Source organism: Armatimonadota bacterium (genome assembly GCA_017303935.1).
Taxonomy (GTDB): domain Bacteria; phylum Armatimonadota; class Fimbriimonadia; order Fimbriimonadales; family Fimbriimonadaceae; genus JAFLBD01.
Map to the genome: position 1 here is coordinate 943,867 of JAFLBD010000001.1, position 19,246 is coordinate 963,112.

Annotated in this window: 21 protein-coding genes; 7 read left to right on the forward strand and 14 right to left on the reverse strand. The window is 53.0% G+C overall.

Features of this window, described 5'->3' with window-relative positions; all coding sequences use genetic code 11:
- Window positions 1-40: 40 nt before the first annotated feature.
- The 3 genes from J0L72_04455 to J0L72_04465 are packed head-to-tail and all read left to right on the forward strand — an operon-like array spanning window position 41 to window position 2,559.
- Window positions 41-1,222, forward strand: coding sequence for a cellulase family glycosylhydrolase (locus J0L72_04455; protein MBN8690029.1), 1,182 nt, complete (start codon window positions 41-43; stop codon window positions 1,220-1,222).
- A 12-nt stretch (window positions 1,223-1,234) separates the two neighbouring features.
- Window positions 1,235-1,906, forward strand: coding sequence for a phosphatase PAP2 family protein (locus tag J0L72_04460; protein ID MBN8690030.1), 672 nt, complete (start codon window positions 1,235-1,237; stop codon window positions 1,904-1,906).
- On the forward strand, window positions 1,903-2,559 hold the full coding sequence (locus tag J0L72_04465) for a redoxin domain-containing protein (protein MBN8690031.1): 657 nt from the start codon (window positions 1,903-1,905) through the stop codon (window positions 2,557-2,559). The genes J0L72_04460 and J0L72_04465 overlap by 4 nt, the downstream gene beginning before the upstream one ends.
- Here the strand turns inward: J0L72_04465 and J0L72_04470 are convergent.
- Genes J0L72_04470 through J0L72_04495 form a run of 6 tightly spaced genes read right to left on the reverse strand, consistent with a single transcriptional unit; the run spans window position 2,549 to window position 9,367 of the window.
- Window positions 2,549-3,172 carry a haloacid dehalogenase gene (locus tag J0L72_04470; GenBank protein MBN8690032.1) on the reverse strand — a complete coding sequence of 208 codons (624 nt, stop codon included), beginning with the start codon at window positions 3,170-3,172 and terminating at the stop codon, window positions 2,549-2,551. The genes J0L72_04465 and J0L72_04470 overlap by 11 nt on opposite strands.
- Complete coding sequence (radC, locus tag J0L72_04475; protein ID MBN8690033.1) at window positions 3,169-3,831, reverse strand: DNA repair protein RadC; 663 nt, start codon at window positions 3,829-3,831, stop codon at window positions 3,169-3,171. Before radC ends, J0L72_04470 begins: the two co-directional genes overlap by 4 nt.
- 9 nt (window positions 3,832-3,840) lie before the next feature.
- On the reverse strand, window positions 3,841-4,929 hold the full coding sequence (gene carA, locus J0L72_04480; protein MBN8690034.1) for a glutamine-hydrolyzing carbamoyl-phosphate synthase small subunit: 1,089 nt from the start codon (window positions 4,927-4,929) through the stop codon (window positions 3,841-3,843).
- Between the two features lie 24 nt (window positions 4,930-4,953).
- Complete coding sequence (locus J0L72_04485) at window positions 4,954-7,659, reverse strand: hypothetical protein (GenBank protein MBN8690035.1); 2,706 nt, start codon at window positions 7,657-7,659, stop codon at window positions 4,954-4,956.
- Window positions 7,611-8,711 carry a hypothetical protein gene (locus J0L72_04490; GenBank protein MBN8690036.1) on the reverse strand — a complete coding sequence of 367 codons (1,101 nt, stop codon included), beginning with the start codon at window positions 8,709-8,711 and terminating at the stop codon, window positions 7,611-7,613. Before J0L72_04490 ends, J0L72_04485 begins: the two co-directional genes overlap by 49 nt.
- Window positions 8,678-9,367, reverse strand: coding sequence for a VanZ family protein (locus tag J0L72_04495; protein MBN8690037.1), 690 nt, complete (start codon window positions 9,365-9,367; stop codon window positions 8,678-8,680). Before J0L72_04495 ends, J0L72_04490 begins: the two co-directional genes overlap by 34 nt.
- Here J0L72_04495 and surE point away from each other — a divergent pair.
- Window positions 9,366-10,118: a 5'/3'-nucleotidase SurE gene (gene surE / locus J0L72_04500; protein ID MBN8690038.1), complete on the forward strand. Its 753-nt coding sequence runs from the start codon at window positions 9,366-9,368 to the stop codon at window positions 10,116-10,118. The two genes, J0L72_04495 and surE, sit on opposite strands and share 2 nt — an antisense overlap.
- On the opposite strand, the gene J0L72_04505 is transcribed toward surE, so the two are convergent.
- Complete coding sequence (locus J0L72_04505) at window positions 10,113-11,135, reverse strand: aspartate-semialdehyde dehydrogenase (GenBank protein MBN8690039.1); 1,023 nt, start codon at window positions 11,133-11,135, stop codon at window positions 10,113-10,115. The two genes, surE and J0L72_04505, sit on opposite strands and share 6 nt — an antisense overlap.
- Window positions 11,136-11,263: 128 nt before the next feature.
- On the opposite strand from J0L72_04505, the gene J0L72_04510 reads away from it, so the two are divergent.
- On the forward strand, window positions 11,264-12,148 hold the full coding sequence (locus J0L72_04510) for a helix-turn-helix transcriptional regulator (protein ID MBN8690040.1): 885 nt from the start codon (window positions 11,264-11,266) through the stop codon (window positions 12,146-12,148).
- On the opposite strand, the gene J0L72_04515 is transcribed toward J0L72_04510, so the two are convergent.
- From J0L72_04515 to J0L72_04545, 7 genes are all read right to left on the reverse strand, one after another.
- The gene (locus J0L72_04515; GenBank protein MBN8690041.1) at window positions 12,145-12,810 is read right to left on the reverse strand and encodes a hypothetical protein; all 666 of its coding nucleotides are present in this window, start codon (window positions 12,808-12,810) and stop codon (window positions 12,145-12,147) included. The genes J0L72_04510 and J0L72_04515 overlap by 4 nt on opposite strands.
- Before the next feature lie 54 nt (window positions 12,811-12,864).
- Window positions 12,865-13,308 (reverse strand): hypothetical protein, encoded by a 444-nt coding sequence (locus J0L72_04520; protein ID MBN8690042.1) that lies wholly within the window; start codon window positions 13,306-13,308, stop codon window positions 12,865-12,867.
- Between the two features lie 87 nt (window positions 13,309-13,395).
- Window positions 13,396-15,378: a hypothetical protein gene (locus J0L72_04525; protein ID MBN8690043.1), complete on the reverse strand. Its 1,983-nt coding sequence runs from the start codon at window positions 15,376-15,378 to the stop codon at window positions 13,396-13,398.
- Window positions 15,375-15,962 carry a hypothetical protein gene (locus J0L72_04530; protein MBN8690044.1) on the reverse strand — a complete coding sequence of 196 codons (588 nt, stop codon included), beginning with the start codon at window positions 15,960-15,962 and terminating at the stop codon, window positions 15,375-15,377. The genes J0L72_04525 and J0L72_04530 overlap by 4 nt, the downstream gene beginning before the upstream one ends.
- Window positions 15,959-16,435: a type II secretion system protein gene (locus J0L72_04535; protein MBN8690045.1), complete on the reverse strand. Its 477-nt coding sequence runs from the start codon at window positions 16,433-16,435 to the stop codon at window positions 15,959-15,961. The genes J0L72_04530 and J0L72_04535 overlap by 4 nt, the downstream gene beginning before the upstream one ends.
- A 186-nt stretch (window positions 16,436-16,621) precedes the next feature.
- Window positions 16,622-16,954 (reverse strand): prepilin-type N-terminal cleavage/methylation domain-containing protein, encoded by a 333-nt coding sequence (locus J0L72_04540; GenBank protein ID MBN8690046.1) that lies wholly within the window; start codon window positions 16,952-16,954, stop codon window positions 16,622-16,624.
- A 79-nt stretch (window positions 16,955-17,033) separates the two neighbouring features.
- Complete coding sequence (locus J0L72_04545; GenBank protein ID MBN8690047.1) at window positions 17,034-17,372, reverse strand: prepilin-type N-terminal cleavage/methylation domain-containing protein; 339 nt, start codon at window positions 17,370-17,372, stop codon at window positions 17,034-17,036.
- Between the two features lie 243 nt (window positions 17,373-17,615).
- Between J0L72_04545 and J0L72_04550 the strand changes: the two genes are divergently transcribed.
- Window positions 17,616-18,452 carry a M48 family metalloprotease gene (locus tag J0L72_04550; protein MBN8690048.1) on the forward strand — a complete coding sequence of 279 codons (837 nt, stop codon included), beginning with the start codon at window positions 17,616-17,618 and terminating at the stop codon, window positions 18,450-18,452.
- 133 nt (window positions 18,453-18,585) lie between these two features.
- A partial coding sequence (locus J0L72_04555) for a hypothetical protein (GenBank protein ID MBN8690049.1) occupies window positions 18,586-19,246 on the forward strand: 661 nt, incomplete at its 3' end.

A 19,246-nucleotide genomic window follows, 5' to 3' on the forward strand; every position in this document is an offset into this window, starting at 1 on the left:
GCAAATTATGGCATCCTATTGGGGGAGCCAACTGAAATCTTTGAACTCAAACACGATGATCCGAAACTTGATTTTGCTTGTGCTACCTTTCGTGCTACAAAGCTCCCAGATTCTGGATCGGAAGTTTGAATCCTCTCAGCGCACTCCTCCGACAGACAAAGTCCTTTCGCGGCTCGCGGCAGGAGTGAATGTTGATCATTGGCTTTCGCACCGTGATTCGGTTGAGATCAAAGACATAAAGGGCTATCTGCCGCCGAGCGAAATGGACTTTATGAAGTCGATGGGAATCAAAATGATTCGACTTCCCTTCGTCCAGCGAGCTATTAGCGACTCTGATTCGGGACTGCCGTTGAATGAAGCTAAGTGCAAAGCTGTGGAGTCCGAAATTCGTGAACTTAACCGACGCGGAATCTTTGTGATCTTAGATTTTCATCCCAAAGAGACCTTCGGCGCAACGCTCAATGACCCCAAAAATGCTGCGAGTTTCATCGAATTTTGGAAAGCCGTCGCCACAAGGTTTTCAAAGATTTCCGAATCGAATATTGCATTCGAAGTACTGAACGAACCCACGACCGGCAACAGGACGATGTGGTGGAGCGTGCAACTCCGAGCCGTGCAAGCGATACGCTCAGTTGCGCCAAAGCACACCATTCTCGTCAGTCCAGACGGCCGTTCTGAGATCAAAGACCTGATCGCTGAGAAGCCGTACGAGATTCCGAATCTGGTGTATGTCTTCCACTTTTACGACCCGTTTATCTTCACTCACAACAACGCGCCATGGGTCGATTCGCACTTGGCAAATTGGCGAGGTGTCCGGTATCCCTCCAGTCCAGAGACTGCCAAGAGGCTAGAGACTCAGGTTCAAAATCGTGCTTGGCTAGAAGTCTACAACGAGTATTCGAAGCAAACTTGGAACTATGACGCGATTGAGAATCGGATCGCTCTCGCCGATCAATGGGCCAAGCATTTCGGTGTCAAATTGATTTGCGACGAATTCGGAACCTACCGGCCCAATGCTGACCCGTACAGTCGTACGCTTTGGCACCGCGATGTTCGCAAGGCTCTTGAGAAGTTTGGAATTGGTTGGGCAATGTACTCCTATCGTGGCGGGATGGGGTTCGCCTATCGTGAGTTCTTTGTTCCAGAGAGTTACGACACCGCGGACTGGAACACGGTTTTCGCCTTAGGTTATCAAAAGCCGCCAAGACCGAAGAGTCGGTAATCTTCACACAGCATGTTCGACTGGCTGTGGCAATTTGACGTTTGGGGCGTGCGCGCGCTGAACGTTGATGCTCGGCAGTCGTGGCTCGACCCGATCATGCTGGTCATCACGAATACTGGCCTCGGCCAAATTCAACTCGCCCCCTTTTTGGCGATTGTCATCAACAAGAAGCTAAATCAGAAGTTTCACTGGCTCACTTGGCTGGTGGTATCGGTGATTGTCGGAATCTTGGGATGGCGAGAAAATCATCTGATTTTGCACTTGGCATCCTTCGCGGTATTGGCGATTGCTTTCTACCGAATCAAGCCAGAACTAGCTTCCAAAGTATGGGGATCGGTGATTTTAGGTTTCTTGATTCACGGGATCTTGCGGCAACTCTTCCACCGTCCGAGGCCTAGTAATTTTGCGTGGTCAAATCCACTTGAGCCGTATTTTCAAGATAGCTTTCCGAGCGGGCACGCCTTCTCTACTGCCGCGATCGCCTTCTGTTTGATGATGAACTTGAGTGGCTCGGGTGTTCGGGTTCTTGCCGGAGTCTGGCTGCTACTCGTGATGGCGAGCCGGGTTTATGTCGGCGTCCATTTTCCAACAGATGTTCTTGCTGGTGCGGGAATCGGCTTGATGGCTGCGTCCATTGTCCAAATGCTCACGAAAGGGCCAGTTCAGCGTACAATAGAAGTGTGAAAGTCAGGGTCATCGCCATCGCATTCCCGCTCAGTTGCGTTCTCGCAATTTCGGGCTTCTTGATGTCGCGAATGGCAAAAAGTCAACCATTTGGTGAAAAGCCGTACGTGATTCCGACTCGGCATCCTGTCACCAAGGAGATGGAAATTGCCGCCGAGAATCTCAAGCGGACACCAGCGCCTAAGTTTGTGTTGTCCGATCAAAACGGTGATCTGATTTCCAGCGACCTCCTAAAGTCCGGTAAGCCGACATTGTTGCTGTTCATCAAGGACGGATGCCCTTGCAGCATCGAGAGTCAGCCTTTCTTTAATGATTTGGCCGCGAAGTTTGGCGGCGACGTTCACTTCTTGGGGATCATCGATGGCTCGGCGAAAGCATCCCAGAACTTCGCCGACGCCAATACTGTGCCTTTTTCTATTCTTGTCGATCCATCTAAGTCGCTCATGAAAGCGTTCAAGATCGAAGCCAGTAGTAGCTTTGCCGTGATTGATGGCAAGGGCATGATCGTCACCGTCTCGCCTGGATACAACAAGGCGAGCCTCCGTCAAGCCAATTTCTTGCTCGGAACGCTATCAAAGACTGGCCCACGCGAGTTTGACGATGCAGACGTGCCTGAAAAAATTACAGCTGGTTGCGCCTTCTTCAGCGACTAGAGTTGTATTTTTTGAGTTCGGCGAGTAGCTCTTTCTGACTTAGTGTCAACGTGTAGTCGCTTCGCGTCCGCTCGACCACCGCTCGCAATGCATCACAAGTACGGCGGAGTCCACCGGAAAGCGAATCTGGGTAGTCGTAGGTGATCAACTCGTCATAAACGGACTCCATCCAAATTAGAATCCGCTCAGCTTCTTCCCCGCGGCTATGCCGCAGTTCATCCAGAGCGTATCGTCGGCATTCGCTGGCCGCCTCTCCGAGTCCGTTAAGATAGCTCACCACATCGACGCCAAGTTCAGCGAGGCTTGGAACCGGTTTCGATTGTGTGATCGCGAATACGGCTGCGGCTTCCACAAGCTCCTTCTCTGCATCTTGAAGATATCCCGCATAAAGAATTGCCGGAGAGGGCGTAAGTTCGGCGCGAAGTGCTCTTGAACGCTGTTTTGCCTCTTCAAGCAAAACCTCCGCTTCCGCGAATTGCTTGCGATGCACGTGGCGAATCGACTTGCTGCAAAGCTGGATGATCTGGCGACAGATCGCGAGTGCCGATTCACGGCGCTTGTGCATCGCGTCCAAGATTTGTCGGGCTTCTGGGTCAACGAGTGGAATGCTCATAGGAGTTTAAGTTTCTTGAAACTGGTGTACTTGTTATGGCCGATGATGATGTGGTCGATCAGCGGGATGTCAAGCAACACGCCGACCTGGGCCAACTTCTCGGTCACGTCCATATCCTCAGGACTTGGCGTGGGATCGCCGCTGGGATGATTGTGCACGACAGCAAAGCTCGCGGCGCCTTCTCGAACCGCCTCACGAAATACTTCCCTCGGCCCAACAATGCTCATGTTGATCGTGCCGATGTGGATGGTCTTTCGGCTGAGAACGTTGTTCTTTGAGTCCAAGTAGAGCGCGCAGAAGTACTCCTTCGGTTCGCCGTCGAGATCTCTGAAAAGCTTGTAGATGTCCTCTGCGCGATCGATTCGTGTCTTTTGCCCCCGGTTCACTAATGAAAATCTACGAGCCAGTTCGAACGCTGCGAGGCATTGTTGAATCCTAAACGGGTCGGTGACACCGATCTCTTCCAAATCTGCGCGCGAGAGGTCTCTTAAAGAATCCAGCCCGCGCCTGGTCATGAGAACTTTTGCATTCTCAACGATGGTTGCAACTCCATCTGGATTCTCCGCGGCCACGATCCCGATAAGCAATGGAATGCTGGCACTCTCCTTCCCTTCGATGAGGTACCTCTCGTAGATTGTTTCCTCCGGAGTTGGGTTCATGGCGTGCCTTTAAAGTGAATCGACAAATTGCACGAAGTATTTTCTGGAATCCCACGGTCCGGGGGCCGCTTCGGGGTGATATTGAATGCTCGTTGCCCTGTAGTCTTGGTGCCGAATGCCTTCGACTGTTCCATCGTTCACATTGATTTGTGTCACTTCCGCACCGGTACCTTCGAGCGATTCCGGATCGACCGCATATCCGTGATTTTGTGAAGTGATGGTCACCGAGCCATCCAGCAAGTCTTTCACCGGATGGTTAGATCCTCGGTGCCCGAACGGCAGTTTGTACGTGCTACCGCCAAGCGCTTGGCACAGCAGTTGATTGCCCAAACAGATCCCAAAGATCGGCTTTTGCCCCAGAAGTTCTTTTACCGTCGCAACGATCGGCTGAAGCCGGGCCGGATCTCCTGGGCCGGGGCTAAGCAGAATGCCGTCTGGGTCATAGCTCAGAATTTCGTTCACACTCGCCGTTGCGGGGAGGATAATCGTTCGCACGCCCAGAGAAGCAAAACGCCTCAGAATATTTTGCTTCAGGCCGCAATCAATGGCGACGAGTTTCTTATTGTAAGGCGAAGAGGGCTCGTCGATCGCCTCACGACCCATCTTTCCCCAAGCGTACGGCGTTCGAGTCGTCACCTTGTAGACAAAGTCAGTTTCGTCATAAGATTCCATCGCGTGCAGTCTCGCCACGGCTTGCTCAGGATTCTCTAGCGTGATCATCCCCATACAAACGCCCATTTCCCGGATATGCCGCGTCAATGCTCGAGTGTCGATGCCCTGAATTCCAGTAAGTCCTCGCTCCGAAAGAAGTTCATGGAGTGATTTCTTTGAGCGCCAATTGCTCGGGCGATCACACGCTTCGCGCACGATAAAGCCGGATGGCTGGAGTCGATCAGATTGGAAGTCGTCTTCGTTGATGCCGTAATTCCCGATGAGCGGATACGTCATCGTGACAAGTTGACCGGCATAACTAGGATCGGTGAGGATCTCCTGGTACCCCGTCATACCGGTGTTGAACACCACTTCACCGACGGTTTCGCGGATGGCGCCAAGGGGCCTTCCAGGGTAAACGGTTCCGTCGCTCAGAATCAGGTTCACGGATACTAACTGTACCTCGCAGACCTACCGACCAGGGTCGCTTCGTTGTGCGACGGCACGTACCATCGGATCTGGATCGTTGCGCAGTGATACGTAGGTGAGCCTAAAATTCTCTGGACACCGACCCTTGAGGGTGATCAACGCTTGCATCCGGTACCCAGGACTGGGGTCGAGCAACCTACCTGCGACTTGCTCCAGCGCTTCTGCTGTGCCGACCGCACCCAGAACTTCCATACCGATTCTTGCCGCGCGCTCATCGCTTTCTAACAAGAGTTGTGTGCCAGCTTGCATCGCTTTTTCTGGGAATTGTGCGACGAGGCTGAGCGCGGCTTTTCGCATCGGTAAGCTCTTTGCGGTCAAGAACGCTTGGGCCGTGCCGAAAGCCCGTTCATCTCCAATTTGTGCGAGCGAGATCATAGCCGCGAGACCGGTCGTTCCATCTTTGCGCGTGAGCGGCATCAACCGGTCGACGCTGACGGATGACTTCAACACTCCCGCCGCGCGGATGGCTTGCAGCGAGACACTTGGATTATCGATCAACGGCGGGACGATTGAGGCGACCTCCATAAATGCTCCATCGACGGCGATCCCGAGGCCGTTTCGCTGCTCTGCAGTGGTTCCCCGCGCGATCTTAAACGCGAGTGCTTCTGCAGCATCGTGCCCAACAGCTTTGATCACTGCGACAAAGGCACGCTGCTGTAGCCGGTCCGCTTTGGCGAGGCGATTGTCGAGCATCCATTTGACCGCTGGAATCCCGATCGCGATAAGCTTGTTCGTGTTGAGATTGACTTCCTGCTGAGCAGTGCCGACGCCCCACTGACAAGCCAGCCGATAGATTTCTGCGATGGTCTTATCGTCTGGCATCGGCTGAGAATTTGGCTTGGGAACGTCTGGGGAATCGACGGGACGAGGTGCCTGAATTCGCGGTGTCTCTGCGTCATAGGCCACGCCCCAGAGTTCGGTCACTGTCGCGGAGGCGTCAACGAGTCCCTCGCGATACTTGTCTTGTCCGGAAGCATCTAAAAAGATTCCAAGCGAACCGGATGACCGGGCAGCATTTCCTACCCCGGCAGGTCCTTGATATCGATCGTCCCCACCAAAATCGAAAAACATTCCGATACCATTCGCGTTGCCGACACCGGGAGTCGAATCCCTTGCCGTGTAGATATCGTTGCCGGAGCGGTCGATCAGCGCAGCGACGCCGTAATCGTGCCCGATCGCAAGACTTGCGCCGAATTTGGTGACGTAGGCGTCATCACCACCGTTGTCAGTGAGATAAGCCGCAGTGCAGTGCATCGCGCTGGCTTGAGCGTAATGGTACGCCGAATAAGTGTCATGTCCACCGCCGTCCCAAAGCCCGCCGATAGCGAACCAATAGCTCGCGCCCTGCGCGTAAGTCTCTGCAAGATATGCATCATCACCAGCAAGGTCTAGTAGGAACCCGACTCCACCACTAATTCCGCCAGTGTCTTCGCGGTATCCCATCCCAAATCCTTGCGCAAAACTGTAGTTCACATCAGCGAACAAAGGTGAATTGAGCGCGGTGCCACCAGCACGATAAATGTCGCGTCCTTTACGATCTGAAAGAACACCAAATCCAAGTGTCCGTGCAGCCCCTTGCCCCGTGAGGTGTATGTCGTAGGTGTCGCTTCCGCTGGAATCGATCAGCAATCCAGCGCCAAATGCGCCAAACCCTTGTGCGAGGCAGTGCGATTTGTAGGAATCGTCGCCAGCCTGGTTGACCAAAATGCCAACCCCCGCAATACCACATCCCAGTCCAATCGACTTGTTTGAGTAAATGTCGTCACCCGCGCAATCCCATGCGATACCGATTCCGAGTAATCCTGCGCCGATGCTAAGGTCGGAAGGAGTGTAGCGATCGTCTCCATTGATATCGACCAGCACACTGGCGTAGCCTGCGCCACCGCCTGCTCGGCCAGTGTAAACATCATCGCCGCCCATATCGATCGTCAGCACCGCATCCTTCTCGCTGTGGACATCCCGGCCGGGGCCAGTGATTCGAACGGTTTGACCGGCGACCTTGGCGATCATCGGGAATTTTGCGCCGCTCGGATTCAGGACCTTCAACTGCGCAACGAGTGTTTCAACTGCGTTGTTCAGTGCGATTCCTGCACGGAAAATCCGCTTCAAATCGATCTTTCGGAGCAATCCAAACGCGTCGTCACGAGGAATCGGCTTTGAATTCACGAAGTCGAATCCAGGATTAAATTCCTCCATCATGAGCGCTGGCAGGCTTTCGATCAGTGATCTTCGTTCGGCCTCAGAGAGTTCACCAAGACTCGCGCGTAATTCTTGCGACGCAACGGAAATCTGCTTCAATACTGGCGTCACAAGAGAGGCATACGGCTCTGGTAGTCCGAGTTCCTTGATTGCTAGTGGCTTTGATTCTGGAGGCAATTCCAGGCCTTGTTCGAGAGTGTCGCTGAGCAACCTCAGGGACTGTGAAACGGAAGTATTGGCCAGTGTCGCTTCGAGCTTATCGATCCGGCTAGCACCCGAGATCGGATTTTGCAGAGCGTCCGAAATCAAAGGCAGCCGAAAATCATCGCTATACGGCTCGCGGCTCCAGCGCAAGTCTTCATCAGTTAAGTTCGAGATGCGAAGGGTGTCGCGGATGAACTGATTCTCGACATCCGTAAACTGAGCCTGTGCACAGTTGATTAGCGCTCCGACGGCGCAAAAGATAACGACTGATCGACAATTTCCCATACTGCCCTCTGTTGGCTTCCCTCGATTCGGTCACGCTGTTCTGCTGGTGACTGAGGCAAGGCAAACAATTCCTCGCAGACCCATCCAACTCCATTTTTGTCACTGAGGCTCGGACAGAGTACCGAAAGACGGATACGAGTTTCCTTCATTTGCGATTGTAGGGCGCGAATTGAATCGACAAATGCGATCCATTGCTTCTCGATTCGGTCGAACTGGTGGGCATTCGCCGCTTCACCCAGAGCATCCAGAATCAAAATGGAGCGGCTCGCTCTCGGCCTAAATTCGTTCCATTTAGCCTTGAAGTTTGTAGCGATTGGGTTCCGAGACGCTCCAGTTAGCCGACAGAGTGCATTGATGGTATTCCCACCTCCGGCAACGTCTACCGGTCCGCCATATCTCAAAGGCAAATTGGGCAATTTAGGCATCAATCCGCCGCCCCAAGGCCATGCGATGTTAATCGGCGCCAACTCTCTATCTTCGCGTGATTTGTTGAAATCCAAATTCGAAAGGAGTTCTCGGCTGTCGTCGATGTAAGTCTTGAGCAGTCTGTCGCCATCTCCTTGCGGCATGTTTTCCTCGATATCTTGACCGATTACCTCCCCAAACGGCACCAGTCGGTTGCTAATCGAGCCTCCTTCCCAAACAAGTCCGAGGTCAAGACCATGTTCGGCAATCAGGGTGAGTTTTGTCGAATTCAGCCGATTCAACTGGTTTACGATTTGAATGAACTCCGCTTCAGTGCTGACTAACGGCTGGCGCATGAACCCGCCAGCATCAACGGAACCTAGACTCAGTGCGAGGAGAACCGCATCTTGTGGCGGAAATACTTTGTGCAGGGCGACAGCTAGGGGGCCAGCATGAATATCGATTTCGGGCGGGAGTCCAAGAAATTGCGATTCAAAACAATGAACGGAATCCTGCTTCGGCTGAAGTCTGAAACACTCTTCCCATCTAAGCCGCCAGTCCGGCCAGAAACCAGATTCTTCTGCGCCGTCCAGCATGCCGGGAGCAACGACGATCAGCCGGACGGGGTGTTTCTTCGTTGACTCCATCGTTCAATAAGTATCACACAGACGGCGGCCCCGGCAAGGTCGATGAGAACGTCTTCGATCTTCCCTGTTCTTCCGGGCGTGAACGTCTGCCGGACTTCATCAAAACAGGAAACCCCAAGAACCAAAATGAGAGCCATCATCAGGCGACGTACCTCTTCACGAAGGGCAAACCATGCGCTAAGTCCAATCAATCCGTAGTAAGAAAAGTGGATTGTCTTTCTGAGTGCGAGGACTGCAAAGTCGGCTTGCTGAAACGTCAAACCGAAGTGGCCCATCAGATATTCGGCCCATCCACCAGCACCTCCCGCCCCGCCCGAAAAGTAAGTGAGTGGTAACGCCAGTGCAATCACCGGAACCCAAGCGAGTCGCACCCCGATTCCGAAGGCCGCCATAAGTACCGCAGCGATGCTAATTAGTGGAATGGTGAGGTCGTTTGGCGGACATTTGGTATAGAACACATTCATCGAAGCGCAAAGCAAAACGATCCCTGCTTGCTGCGACGGTGCCAAGAACGCGATCAAACTGCCCGCACATAGCAGGCACAGCATCGGAATCCCAGACTGTCCGACCGACAAGCTGACCGCGAACAAGGCCCCAAAGCAAAGGCAAGTGAGCCATGCTTGGCGTTCGGGCTTTGCCATAATGAAGTCGCGCATGAGAATCTTGATAACAAACGACGACGGCATCAACGCACCCGGGATTCGGAGCCTTTTGAGAGTCGCTCGGCAGTTTGGTGAAGTCAAGATTGTAGCCCCAGACCGAGAACGAAGTGCTTGCGGTCACAGCATGACTTTGCGCGATCCGCTCAGGGTTCGCCAAGTGGACTGCGATGGAGTTGAAGGGTTTGAAGTGAACGGAGTGCCAGTGGATTGCGTGAACGTCGGGCTGCGCGTCGCATGGCCAGATGGATGTGATCTCGTCCTGAGTGGGATCAACAATGGCCCTAATCTAGGATTCGATATCACCTATAGCGGGACTGTAGGCGGAGCGATGGAAGCCTGCATTAACGGAATTCCCGGAATCGCTGTGAGCATGGCGAGCTTTGTTGACGGCGCACCGTTGCACTTCGAGACTGGCGAGAAGTGGCTCACCGAGAACTTCGAATACTTGGTCGGACTTCCCAGGCGAGATCGGGTTTTTCTCAACGTCAACATCCCTGCCATTGAATTCAGCGAGATCAATGGGCACAAGTTCGTTTCGATGGGTCGCAGAGTTTACGAAGACCGTGTCGAGGAACGCTCAGACCCTTGGGGTCGGCAGTACTTTTGGCAAGGCGGTGTGGTCGTGGTCAGAAGCGACGAGCCTGGCACCGATGTTCAAGCAGTTTCAACGGGATATGTCAGCATCACCCCTATTAGCCTGAATTGGAGTGATCAAGCCGCGATCGATGCTTACAACGCGTTATAGATAGTCGTTCTGGATATAGTGCTCGGCGATCTGAATAGCGTTGAGCGCGGCGCCTTTCAAGAGTTGGTCACCACAAATGAACATGCTGATTGCGCTCTTGTGGCTCAGATCGGTGCGAATTCGGCCCACACGAACATCGTTTTGACCCGAAGTTTCGCTTGGCATCGGGAACGTGTTTGAGTCTCGGTCATCAACCAAGACCACTCCCGGCGCGCGGCTGAGCACTTCCCTGACCATTTCTTCGGATGGCGCGACACCATCAAACTCGACCGTAACCGAGAGCGAGTGCGCCCGCAGCACTGGAACTCGGACGCAGGTGACGTTAATTGGCAGTTCGGGCATCGAAAGGATCTTGCGTGCTTCGAGCATCACCTTCCATTCTTCGTCGTTGTATCCGTGCTCGTTGATCGCCGTATTGTGGCTAAACAGGTTGAATGCGTACGGATGGGGCATGATGTTGGGCACGATGGGCTTTCCATCCAAATAGTCTCGCGACTGCGTTTTGAGCTCTTCCATCGCTTGGGCACCTGCTCCGCTGGCCGATTGATAAGTACTGACGATCAGGCGACTAATCTCACCGATCTGGCGCAATGGGTTCACTGCCATCAGTAGGATCGCCGCCGTACAGTTCGGATTTGCAATCAGCTTTTTATCTGGTGACAAAGCATCTGGATTTACTTCTGGGACGCAGAGCGGCACCTCCGGATCCATTCGAAATGCGCTGGAATTGTCTATCACAAGGGCACCGGCAGCAAATGCTTGAGGCACGAATTCACGCGATGGGCCCGAGCCTGCAGAAAAGAACGCGATGTCGCATCCTGCGAAAGACTCTGGCGTTGCGACTTCTAATGTGACCCGATGATCTTTGAACTTCACCGTACTTCCCGCGCTGCGCTGACTCGCGAACAATGACAGTGAATTTACTGGGAACTTGCGATCGATTATCAATCGTAAAAGTTCTTGACCAACTGCGCCAGTTGCTCCAAAAATTGCGATTTTTCGATCAGAAGTGTGCATACTTAGAGGAAGTTTACTTGGATTCAACGAATCTTAAAGTGAGGACGCTTGCATACATTCTGTGAAGTTTTTCGTCTGTAAGTGTAGGAATCGGTTAATGTATTTGTGCGAGGTTCGCAATTTGTTTTATGAACACGAGATTGTCATCATCCATTCGGGTCGAAGCTGGGCTACGAGAAGTCGACACCAAATCGCTCTACGAGGGCGACCTTATTCGGGTCGAAGAAATTGAAATTTCTCCTGGTGAAGCTGAGAAATTCAAGCTGAATTTCATTCCAGATCATGTTTCCCTGATCGCCAACATGTCGGCACCTCTTCTGTGCCTCCGGCCCTCATTTCACGGATTTGAAATCCTTCCCGAGTTCAACTTCGCTGTTGTGAGTCCTCGGAGGCAGATAAGTGGCTGCTTGAGCCGAAATGCTGCCAAATTGATCGTGGTTTCTTGGCCTGGGCATGCGTTAGATACCATTTCGAAGTGGAAAGCAAAGGTTTTCGCTACAGAATGCTCTGATCGCTCATTTGCCCTCGGATGCGATTGCACCAGGCAGTATGGTTGCGCCAACCGCGAACTGTTTCAGCTCATAAGTAGCGTTGATAGTGCAACGGAAGGGAGGGTGTTTTCAACAGCTCTCTCACAACTTGTTAATGTCATTGAAGCACCCAAGTTCAGCCGACTAACGATGGTTCCGCCTGAAGCGTCTGAGGGATTACGGCGACTTGCTACCGAAGTGAGAGAAGATCCGGCGGGAGACTGGACACTTGCGCGCGCCGCAGAAGTTGCCACTTACTCGCAATTCCATTTGAGCCGGACTTTCCGCGCCGAATTTTGTATCGGATTCCCTGAATTTGTCGAGAGAACAAGGCTCGAAGTCGCGATTAGCAATCTGAAAGCGGACCGCCCCGACTTCACCAAAGCAGCTGAGCACGCCGGATTCAGCTCAGCTGCGTCATTGCGAGACGCTATTCGACGAATATTCGGATTGGCCGCGTCTGACTTCAAGCGAGTGCGCTAACTCTGCTTTCGCTCCGAATTGGCCACAAGTATCGTCGCGCCTGCGACCATTCCTGGTAGTGCCAAAAGGTTGACAATCGGGATCAAAGAGAGCAGCCAGCAGCCTGCCCAAAATGAGAGATAGCCTCTTGAAGTTATCTCCTGCATCACATGTCCAGGAAAAATCTTGCCTCGACGCGCATACGCTGGACCAGCGACATCAAATGTTGCAGCAAAGGAAGCGAAAATCATTCCCACCCAGGGTGTGAAAATGGTACCGATGACCAAGCTGATGATTGCAAAGGTGAAGCCGGAAACCAAACGAAACGCCATGTCCTGAATGATCTGGCCTCTACTTAGCTTGTCCATAGGGATCGGTCCACGTGTTACTTGATCCTCAACCTTTAAAGAGATGCTCGCCCATCGATTCGCACTCAGCATCACCGAGCCCAGAAAGAACACTGGCTGGAATAGCAGGACCGCAGCGATAGTGCCGAGAATGAACCCAAGCGGACCCGAAAAGTTCTGCGGCATTCGGGAATTGAGAAACGACCCAAGCAGAATCGCAACGACGATCACAACACCGATCGATAGGAGCACCGATTGCAACAGAGGTCGCCAGATTTCTCTGCGGAGTTCCCTGTTGGTAAACACAATCCAAATCCCTTGTAGCAAAAAGCCCATGCTGATTCTAAGAACGGCATGGGCCAAATGTTCGTTGCCAATCTAGGGCAAAAGCTACAAAACAGACTTGATCTGCTTCTTCTTTTTCTTTCGAAGGACAGGCATATCTGGAATTCTCTTCGAAACGAAGTCCTTGAAGGCTAACCCTGACGCGCAAGCTACCGCTACGAGTAATCCTCCGAATGCCCAGTTTGTCGCCGGACGCTGACGACCGGATTGCTCAGCCTCTAATTTCTCGTTCGCCTTTGCGAGATTGCCGCGATCAAGCGAACGTTGTGTCCCCGCGCTCAGCGCAGATTCTGCCCGATCATTTTTGCGGATTCTCTCATTGCGTTCTATTTCGGTGTCCGTTTGAACAGTGCCGACTTCGCCCATGCGACCTTGGTATGCCTGCTGCGCGGCCACCTGGTCCTGAGTATTTTCGGTCTGATATTGTCCTGTTCGATTTTCTTCGCCGACAAGGGCATGAGCTTGGACACATAGGACCAAACTCAACATAAGAATGTTGGGTTTCTTCATTATTTGGGGTTGTTTGTTTTCTCTGCCGAACAGTGGGGGAACAGTCCGGCAGAGCTGGGGTTAAAGTTAATCTTCCTCGATGTGACCGCGTACTCTATCGGTATATCCACGGTCTTGCCAAGTACTTCGCATCAATACTGGGCTTCGAGGCAGGTTCAAATCGATCAGCGGTGTCTGACTGACAGCCCGCTCTCGAATCCGGTTGTCGTAATTCATCACCACGGGAAGGCTCCACGTGACCATGGCTTCATCCTTACTGATGATCGTGCCATTGAAGACGACACCGCCACCACCTGTTCCGAGGTTTCCTCCACCGACAAAATTGGTGTAAATCACGGCGTCGATCTGATTGATCCCTTCGGCGATGTTGTTGATTGTCGAGTCGGACACGACGCTTTGGTATCGACGGCGACCACTGCTGTCCACCTGCATGGCGTCATAGGGTGGAATCCAGGTGCCGTTTTCGTCATACCGTCCGTAGGTGCCCACCGTCTTCGCGGGAGGGTTTACCGGAGTCATGTACTGCAACGGATAGGGATTGCCGAAAGTTGTCGGGTTGCCCATAATCACCGAGCCTCGAGCGGCCAGACCCATGAAGTCCTTCTTCTCGTTCGCCAGGTCCGAGGCGGCTAGATCTCCTCTGAAATCAGGGCCATCGGCGTACCGAATTGATCCTACGATGTGAACATTTCGTCCGGCATAGAAGGTGCCCTGGCCGTCAATCGTCCCTTTGATCACGACGTCTTGCGAAACGGTGACCGGTCCGTGGATTTTGATGGGACGTGCATCCGTGCCGACTAGAACCGCTGAGCCTGTAATCACGCCATTTGTTGAAAGTCGTTCATACCGGTTCAAATTTGAGTTCCAGACTTCGACGTAAGCGGGCTGATTGTAATCCGGATTCGCGGTGCCGTCAGCAAACGTTGCCTTCGGGTCGCGGTAACTCGTGCTAATTGCGTTGTATCTGGCGAGATCGCTCAGATCAGGCATCACGACTTCTTTCGTTTGCCCTGCGTCCAACAGGTTTGTCAGAGCGGCGGAACCGGATCCAGTGCGGCTCCAGCTACGAATTCCAGTTGAATCACCCACGACGGCTCCGGCGACACGCCCTTCGACGAGTGCGGCATCGCTTCGATAGACAAAGTCTCTCGAATTTTCATACGAGGAGCTTCCGTCCGCGCCGTAGGTGGCAGCAGAATAAGAAGGTCGACGCCGCTTTGCGAGCGTATCTCGATATGCCGCGACGCGAGCGCTGTATGCCGAATCCGATTCGCCAGAAATCCGCGAAGGTGCTGCGGGGTTCCAGCCGGAGTAGCTCGCCTGTGACATCTTTACAGGCGCACTATTCAACAATCCAACCGCTCTCGGCACCAATTTGTCGTTACTACTGGCGTAAACCGAGCCATTTACCGTCGGCGATCCATGGAGGAAGTTGAAATTCCCGTTGGCGCGCATATCACCGTTGATGATGAGGTCACTTTCTCGGAATCCGTCCATCCAGCCGTAGTTGTTGACGAAGTAGGTGTAGTCAAACACTTGGCTACGTGCGAGCTCCAATCGAGTCGTCACGTCAACGACGCGGCTAGGTTCACCGTCATCCAGGACGCCATCCATATCGCGATCCACCCATCCAACAGCTCGAACGACGATGTTGCGGACATAGGCATTGCCCGATGGCTGCCAATACCGAATCACGCCAGCGGAATAGCTGCCAACGCCAGTGATCGTGTCGGTCATCGTGGATTTAGGATTCGCGACCGATGCCGACATCAAGTCAGAATCGAGGTCGTTGAACGACTGGACAACTTTAAACGGACGCCACAACGACCGGACGACGTCCTGAACTCCAGCTTCGCAAAGGTGAGTTGCAGTGACTTCGTGGGTCAAGCGCCGAGAGGTGCGGACAGTCTCGGTGGCATTAGTTAGATACGCCGACGACGCGACTGCCAACATCGACAGCACTAGGAATGACGCGACCATCGCTGATCCGCGTCGTTTTGCCTTTTGCCGCTTGGATTCGAGTTGATTTACTTCTTGTTCGTTCGTCATTGGGTTATCGCAGGGATGTTGCGCAAGAAGAGGGTCTCTCTCACGCGGTGGTTAATGAATCCGCCTTTTTCGTTTGTGGTTCGTGTAACCACTTGAATGTTCACGCTTCGAGTAATCGCTCCGGGGCCAGCCGTAAACACTCGGTATGCCGGTGATCCCGCACGTTCAGGATCGACCAAAATCACGTTTTTGGTGAGTAGTGCTTCGTTGCCAGATACGCCGATCAAGAGTGCGTACTTCGTTCCAGAAGGCTGGACCACGACTCTGCGAGAGACACCGTCCCATTCCACAGGCACGATGAAATCGCCGTTGGAATCTCTCTTAGGCAATCGGTAGCTAATGGAATTCCCGTCAGAAGCGACGGTGACGGACATCGCTTCTCGGAGTTCGATGCTGATGGTCCGGATAGCCTGGCTACCATCGGTCTCCGCTTCGATCTTGCTCTGGCCGGCGACCCAAGACCTCATGCCGGTGTATAAGGTCGCGAGTGCGCCCGTCAAAACGAATACGGTGAGCGCCGAGGCAATCATTACCTCGACCAAGGTGGCGCCCGTTCGCTTTTGATTTCGATTGCGAGTTCTCATAAGTTTGCCACCATCGTTCCGAGTGTCACGGTCCGTTCCCTACCGTTTTCGAACCAGCTGACCTCGATGATCACTTCCCGGAGGTCGATCGCAATTTGGTTCACGGTGATCGTCCCATTTCCTTCTGGCAAGGCGTCAGCTGGGCTGTCGACGACCGCGTTATCGCAAGTGGTGAACGAGTACGTGTTCCCTGAGATTGGATCGGTGTCGTCGATCATTCCGAGAGCCATGAGACGATCCACGCTAAGATTCGCGTAACCAGCAGTCCGCACAGCTTCCATCTGTTTTTGCGCCAGAGAAAGTGCGACGTTCTGGTTGTTAGCGGTGATGCGGCTGCGATCTCCGACAGGCATCGAGGCAGCAAGCACCGTCGCGCACAGCATTACCAAAAATATGCCGAAGAGAACTTCGATCAAAGTAAAGCCGCGCGCCCGCTTCCGGTTCCGAATTGTGCCTTTTAGTTCATTGCCCATTGATGGACTCTTCGCCGCAAAAACTGTGCCGTCCGAATGGGTTGTTCAACAATTGTCAAAGGACCTCACATGGTGAAAATGCTTGAGGCGACGGTTTCTAGCGAATCTGCTAGGATGAGGCACAAAAAAATCCACTCAGCGAACTGGCTGAGTGGATTTCTTGTGATGAAAAGTCTTTGTCTTAGTTTATGGCAGTACGTGGCCTGCAGTCGAGCATGTCGGATCGGTTCCGACGTTGCCAATCGTGTAGGTACCACCCGACGGGCATGCTGGCTGTCGCTTCAAGTAGTTCGGGGTCAAGTTTGCCCAAGCTACCGCTGCGCCGGATGCCAATCGGTTTTCCATTGCGTACTGCTCCTTACCGGAGTCAATCTGCTTCAAGTTTGCTACACACGTTCGTGTTCGGCTCGTTTCACGAGCACGGACGAAGTTCGGAACAGCAATTGCCAACAAAATACCAATGATCAAAACCACGATCATGATTTCAACCAGCGTAAATCCCTTTTTAATTCGTTTCATTTAAACTTTAAGTCTCCCAATAACTGAATGGCCTGGTGGCAATCTAAATCGCTACCAGGCCAATTCGAATAACTAGACGTTAAGGAAGGACGTGGCCTGCAGTCGAGCAAGTTGGGTCCGTACCCACGTTGCCGATTGTGTAAGTGCCACCCGATGGGCATGCTGGTTGTCGCTTCAAATAGTCTGGAGCGAGGTTTGCCCAGGCCACTGCAGCACCCGATGCAAGTCGGTTTTCCATTGCGTATTGCTCTTTTGCCGAGTCGATCTGCTTCAAGTTACCAACGCAGGTTCGGGTTCGGCTCGTTTCTCGAGCACGGACAAAGTTTGGAACAGCGATAGCCAACAGGATACCGATGATCAAAACAACGATCATAATTTCGACGAGCGTAAAGCCCTTGTTCTTCTTCGAGCGATTCATAAGATGTTTTTGCCTCCGATGCGACTCACATTGGGCTTTCCATCAAGAGTCCAATGACAGTCTCAGTACAAATACTTGGTTTTCTTTCTCAGAATCTTTAGTTTCTGATCTCGACCACCTTGTGAGCTTTGGCCCGATTCCTGTGCGATGAGTCTCACCGCAATGAGTCCATTCCATACTTTTCGCAAAAACCAACAATCCGATCAAGAAACGTCTTTTGCGGGTATATCGTCGAATAAGAACATGAGAAAACGGTTTGTTGCCCCGCTGCTAGTCACTGCCCTACTCCAGTCGGTAGGCGCGCAGGACCTTCGGCCTTCCGTCGCCGAACAGATCAAGATCGGGCAAGATGCCGCCAAGCAAATCCGCAAAGAGGAAAAGGTGCTGCCAGACAGCGACCCTCGCGTGAAGTACATCCGCGAGATGGGACCGAAGCTAGTTGCGCTCATCCCCGAAGCCGAGCGAAAGAAAAGACCGTTCCAATACAGCTTCGATGTGATCGACAGTAAAGAGATTAACGCGTTTGCGCTCCCGGGTGGCCCAATCTTCTTCTACACCGGGCTGATCAACCTCATGTCCACAAGCGACCAGTTTGTGGGAGTACTCGGCCACGAAATCACCCACGTGCGCAACCAGCACTGGGCATCGGCGTATGCCGACAACATGAAACGCCGGCTCGGTCTGGCGGTGCTCTTGACCATCATCAACGCCAACGGCTCGATCACAAATGCCGCGGACATCATCGATCAGGGCCTGTTCTTGCTTCCCTATTCGCGCAAGCACGAGTCTGAATCCGACAAGTTCGGCTATGACCTCGTGATGAAGCTCGGCATGAACCCGCAAGGAATGGCGGACGTCTTCCGTAAGCTCGCGGCTGGCAAAGGCAAGGATGGCTTCGGCGATGTTCTTTCGACGCACCCCGATCCGCTCAAGCGGGCCGAAGCGATCGAGAAGCGACTGAAGGCCGAAAAGACTGCTCCACCTGCACAAAAACCGCTCCCGTTTCAAACCGACGCGATGAAGCCCAAGCCGGTGTCCTCGCTGACATTCCTGGAGATTCTCGCTCTCCGGGACTATTGATCAGCCCTCTGATTAGCGAATCTTTGTTCTGGCTCATAGCTCCTTTTAGAACCCAAAGTTTGATTTGGCATCAAACTGGCTTATACTGAATCCAGGTGCCTTGTCGATGTCGGGAATTTTGAGAACTGGGTCTGTGGCGAAATTCGCTCTTGCTTGCGCGATGACCGCTGGCCTTCTGGCCAGTGGTCAGGCCATCACTTGGACCATGCAATCCGTATCGGTACCAGGTGCTACGAGCAACCTGCAGATACAGTCATTTAACAGCCAAGGCACAATGGCAATAAAGGACAGTGGCACTGGAAAGATTTACCGGCGCCTTCGATCTGGTGCCGTTTCAGAGTTTATTTCTAATATGGCGGCGGGTAGTGCAACTGCCATGAACGAAAATGGAGATGTCGCGATCGGCGGGTTCAACTTTGATAACCAGGGAAACGCTGTCCAGTCTATTTGGATGTGGAACGCTAACGGAACAGTCGAGAATTGGCACAATCCTAGCCCTCCAGGATCAGGAGCTTCTCTATCGACCCAAGGGATCAATGAATCGCGGCAAGTGGTGGGTTACGGGGTTAGGTTCGACCCAGATATGTATGGTGCGTATGTCTCATACTCTCCGACCTCTAGCATGGTATTGACCGAGCTTGGAGGAAGCTTTGCCAAAGATATCTCCAACGATGGCACCATCGTCGGGATGAACGAATACCGCCCAGGGACTTGGGACCTGGCTGGCAATTACACAGCACTACCTTTGCCGGTGGGCGATACGTCAGGCGCAGCCCATGTCATCACCGAATCGG

What these genes read in the sequence shown, in the direction of transcription:
- J0L72_04460 (MBN8690030.1), top strand. Translation starts at nt 1,235, where the DNA reads ATGTTCGACTGGCTGTGGCAATTTGACGTTTGGGGCGTGCGCGCGCTG.
- J0L72_04470 (MBN8690032.1), bottom strand. Translation starts at nt 3,172, where the DNA reads ATGAGCATTCCACTCGTTGACCCAGAAGCCCGACAAATCTTGGACGCG.
- radC (MBN8690033.1), bottom strand. Translation starts at nt 3,831, where the DNA reads ATGAACCCAACTCCGGAGGAAACAATCTACGAGAGGTACCTCATCGAA.
- J0L72_04485 (MBN8690035.1), bottom strand. Translation starts at nt 7,659, where the DNA reads ATGGGAAATTGTCGATCAGTCGTTATCTTTTGCGCCGTCGGAGCGCTA.
- J0L72_04490 (MBN8690036.1), bottom strand. Translation starts at nt 8,711, where the DNA reads ATGGAGTCAACGAAGAAACACCCCGTCCGGCTGATCGTCGTTGCTCCC.
- surE (MBN8690038.1), top strand. Translation starts at nt 9,366, where the DNA reads ATGAGAATCTTGATAACAAACGACGACGGCATCAACGCACCCGGGATT.
- J0L72_04495 (MBN8690037.1), bottom strand. Translation starts at nt 9,367, where the DNA reads ATGCGCGACTTCATTATGGCAAAGCCCGAACGCCAAGCATGGCTCACT.
- J0L72_04505 (MBN8690039.1), bottom strand. Translation starts at nt 11,135, where the DNA reads ATGCACACTTCTGATCGAAAAATCGCAATTTTTGGAGCAACTGGCGCA.
- J0L72_04510 (MBN8690040.1), top strand. Translation starts at nt 11,264, where the DNA reads ATGAACACGAGATTGTCATCATCCATTCGGGTCGAAGCTGGGCTACGA.
- J0L72_04515 (MBN8690041.1), bottom strand. Translation starts at nt 12,810, where the DNA reads ATGGGCTTTTTGCTACAAGGGATTTGGATTGTGTTTACCAACAGGGAA.
- J0L72_04520 (MBN8690042.1), bottom strand. Translation starts at nt 13,308, where the DNA reads ATGTTGAGTTTGGTCCTATGTGTCCAAGCTCATGCCCTTGTCGGCGAA.
- J0L72_04525 (MBN8690043.1), bottom strand. Translation starts at nt 15,378, where the DNA reads ATGACGAACGAACAAGAAGTAAATCAACTCGAATCCAAGCGGCAAAAG.
- J0L72_04530 (MBN8690044.1), bottom strand. Translation starts at nt 15,962, where the DNA reads ATGAGAACTCGCAATCGAAATCAAAAGCGAACGGGCGCCACCTTGGTC.
- J0L72_04535 (MBN8690045.1), bottom strand. Translation starts at nt 16,435, where the DNA reads ATGGGCAATGAACTAAAAGGCACAATTCGGAACCGGAAGCGGGCGCGC.
- J0L72_04540 (MBN8690046.1), bottom strand. Translation starts at nt 16,954, where the DNA reads ATGAAACGAATTAAAAAGGGATTTACGCTGGTTGAAATCATGATCGTG.
- J0L72_04545 (MBN8690047.1), bottom strand. Translation starts at nt 17,372, where the DNA reads ATGAATCGCTCGAAGAAGAACAAGGGCTTTACGCTCGTCGAAATTATG.
- J0L72_04550 (MBN8690048.1), top strand. Translation starts at nt 17,616, where the DNA reads ATGAGAAAACGGTTTGTTGCCCCGCTGCTAGTCACTGCCCTACTCCAG.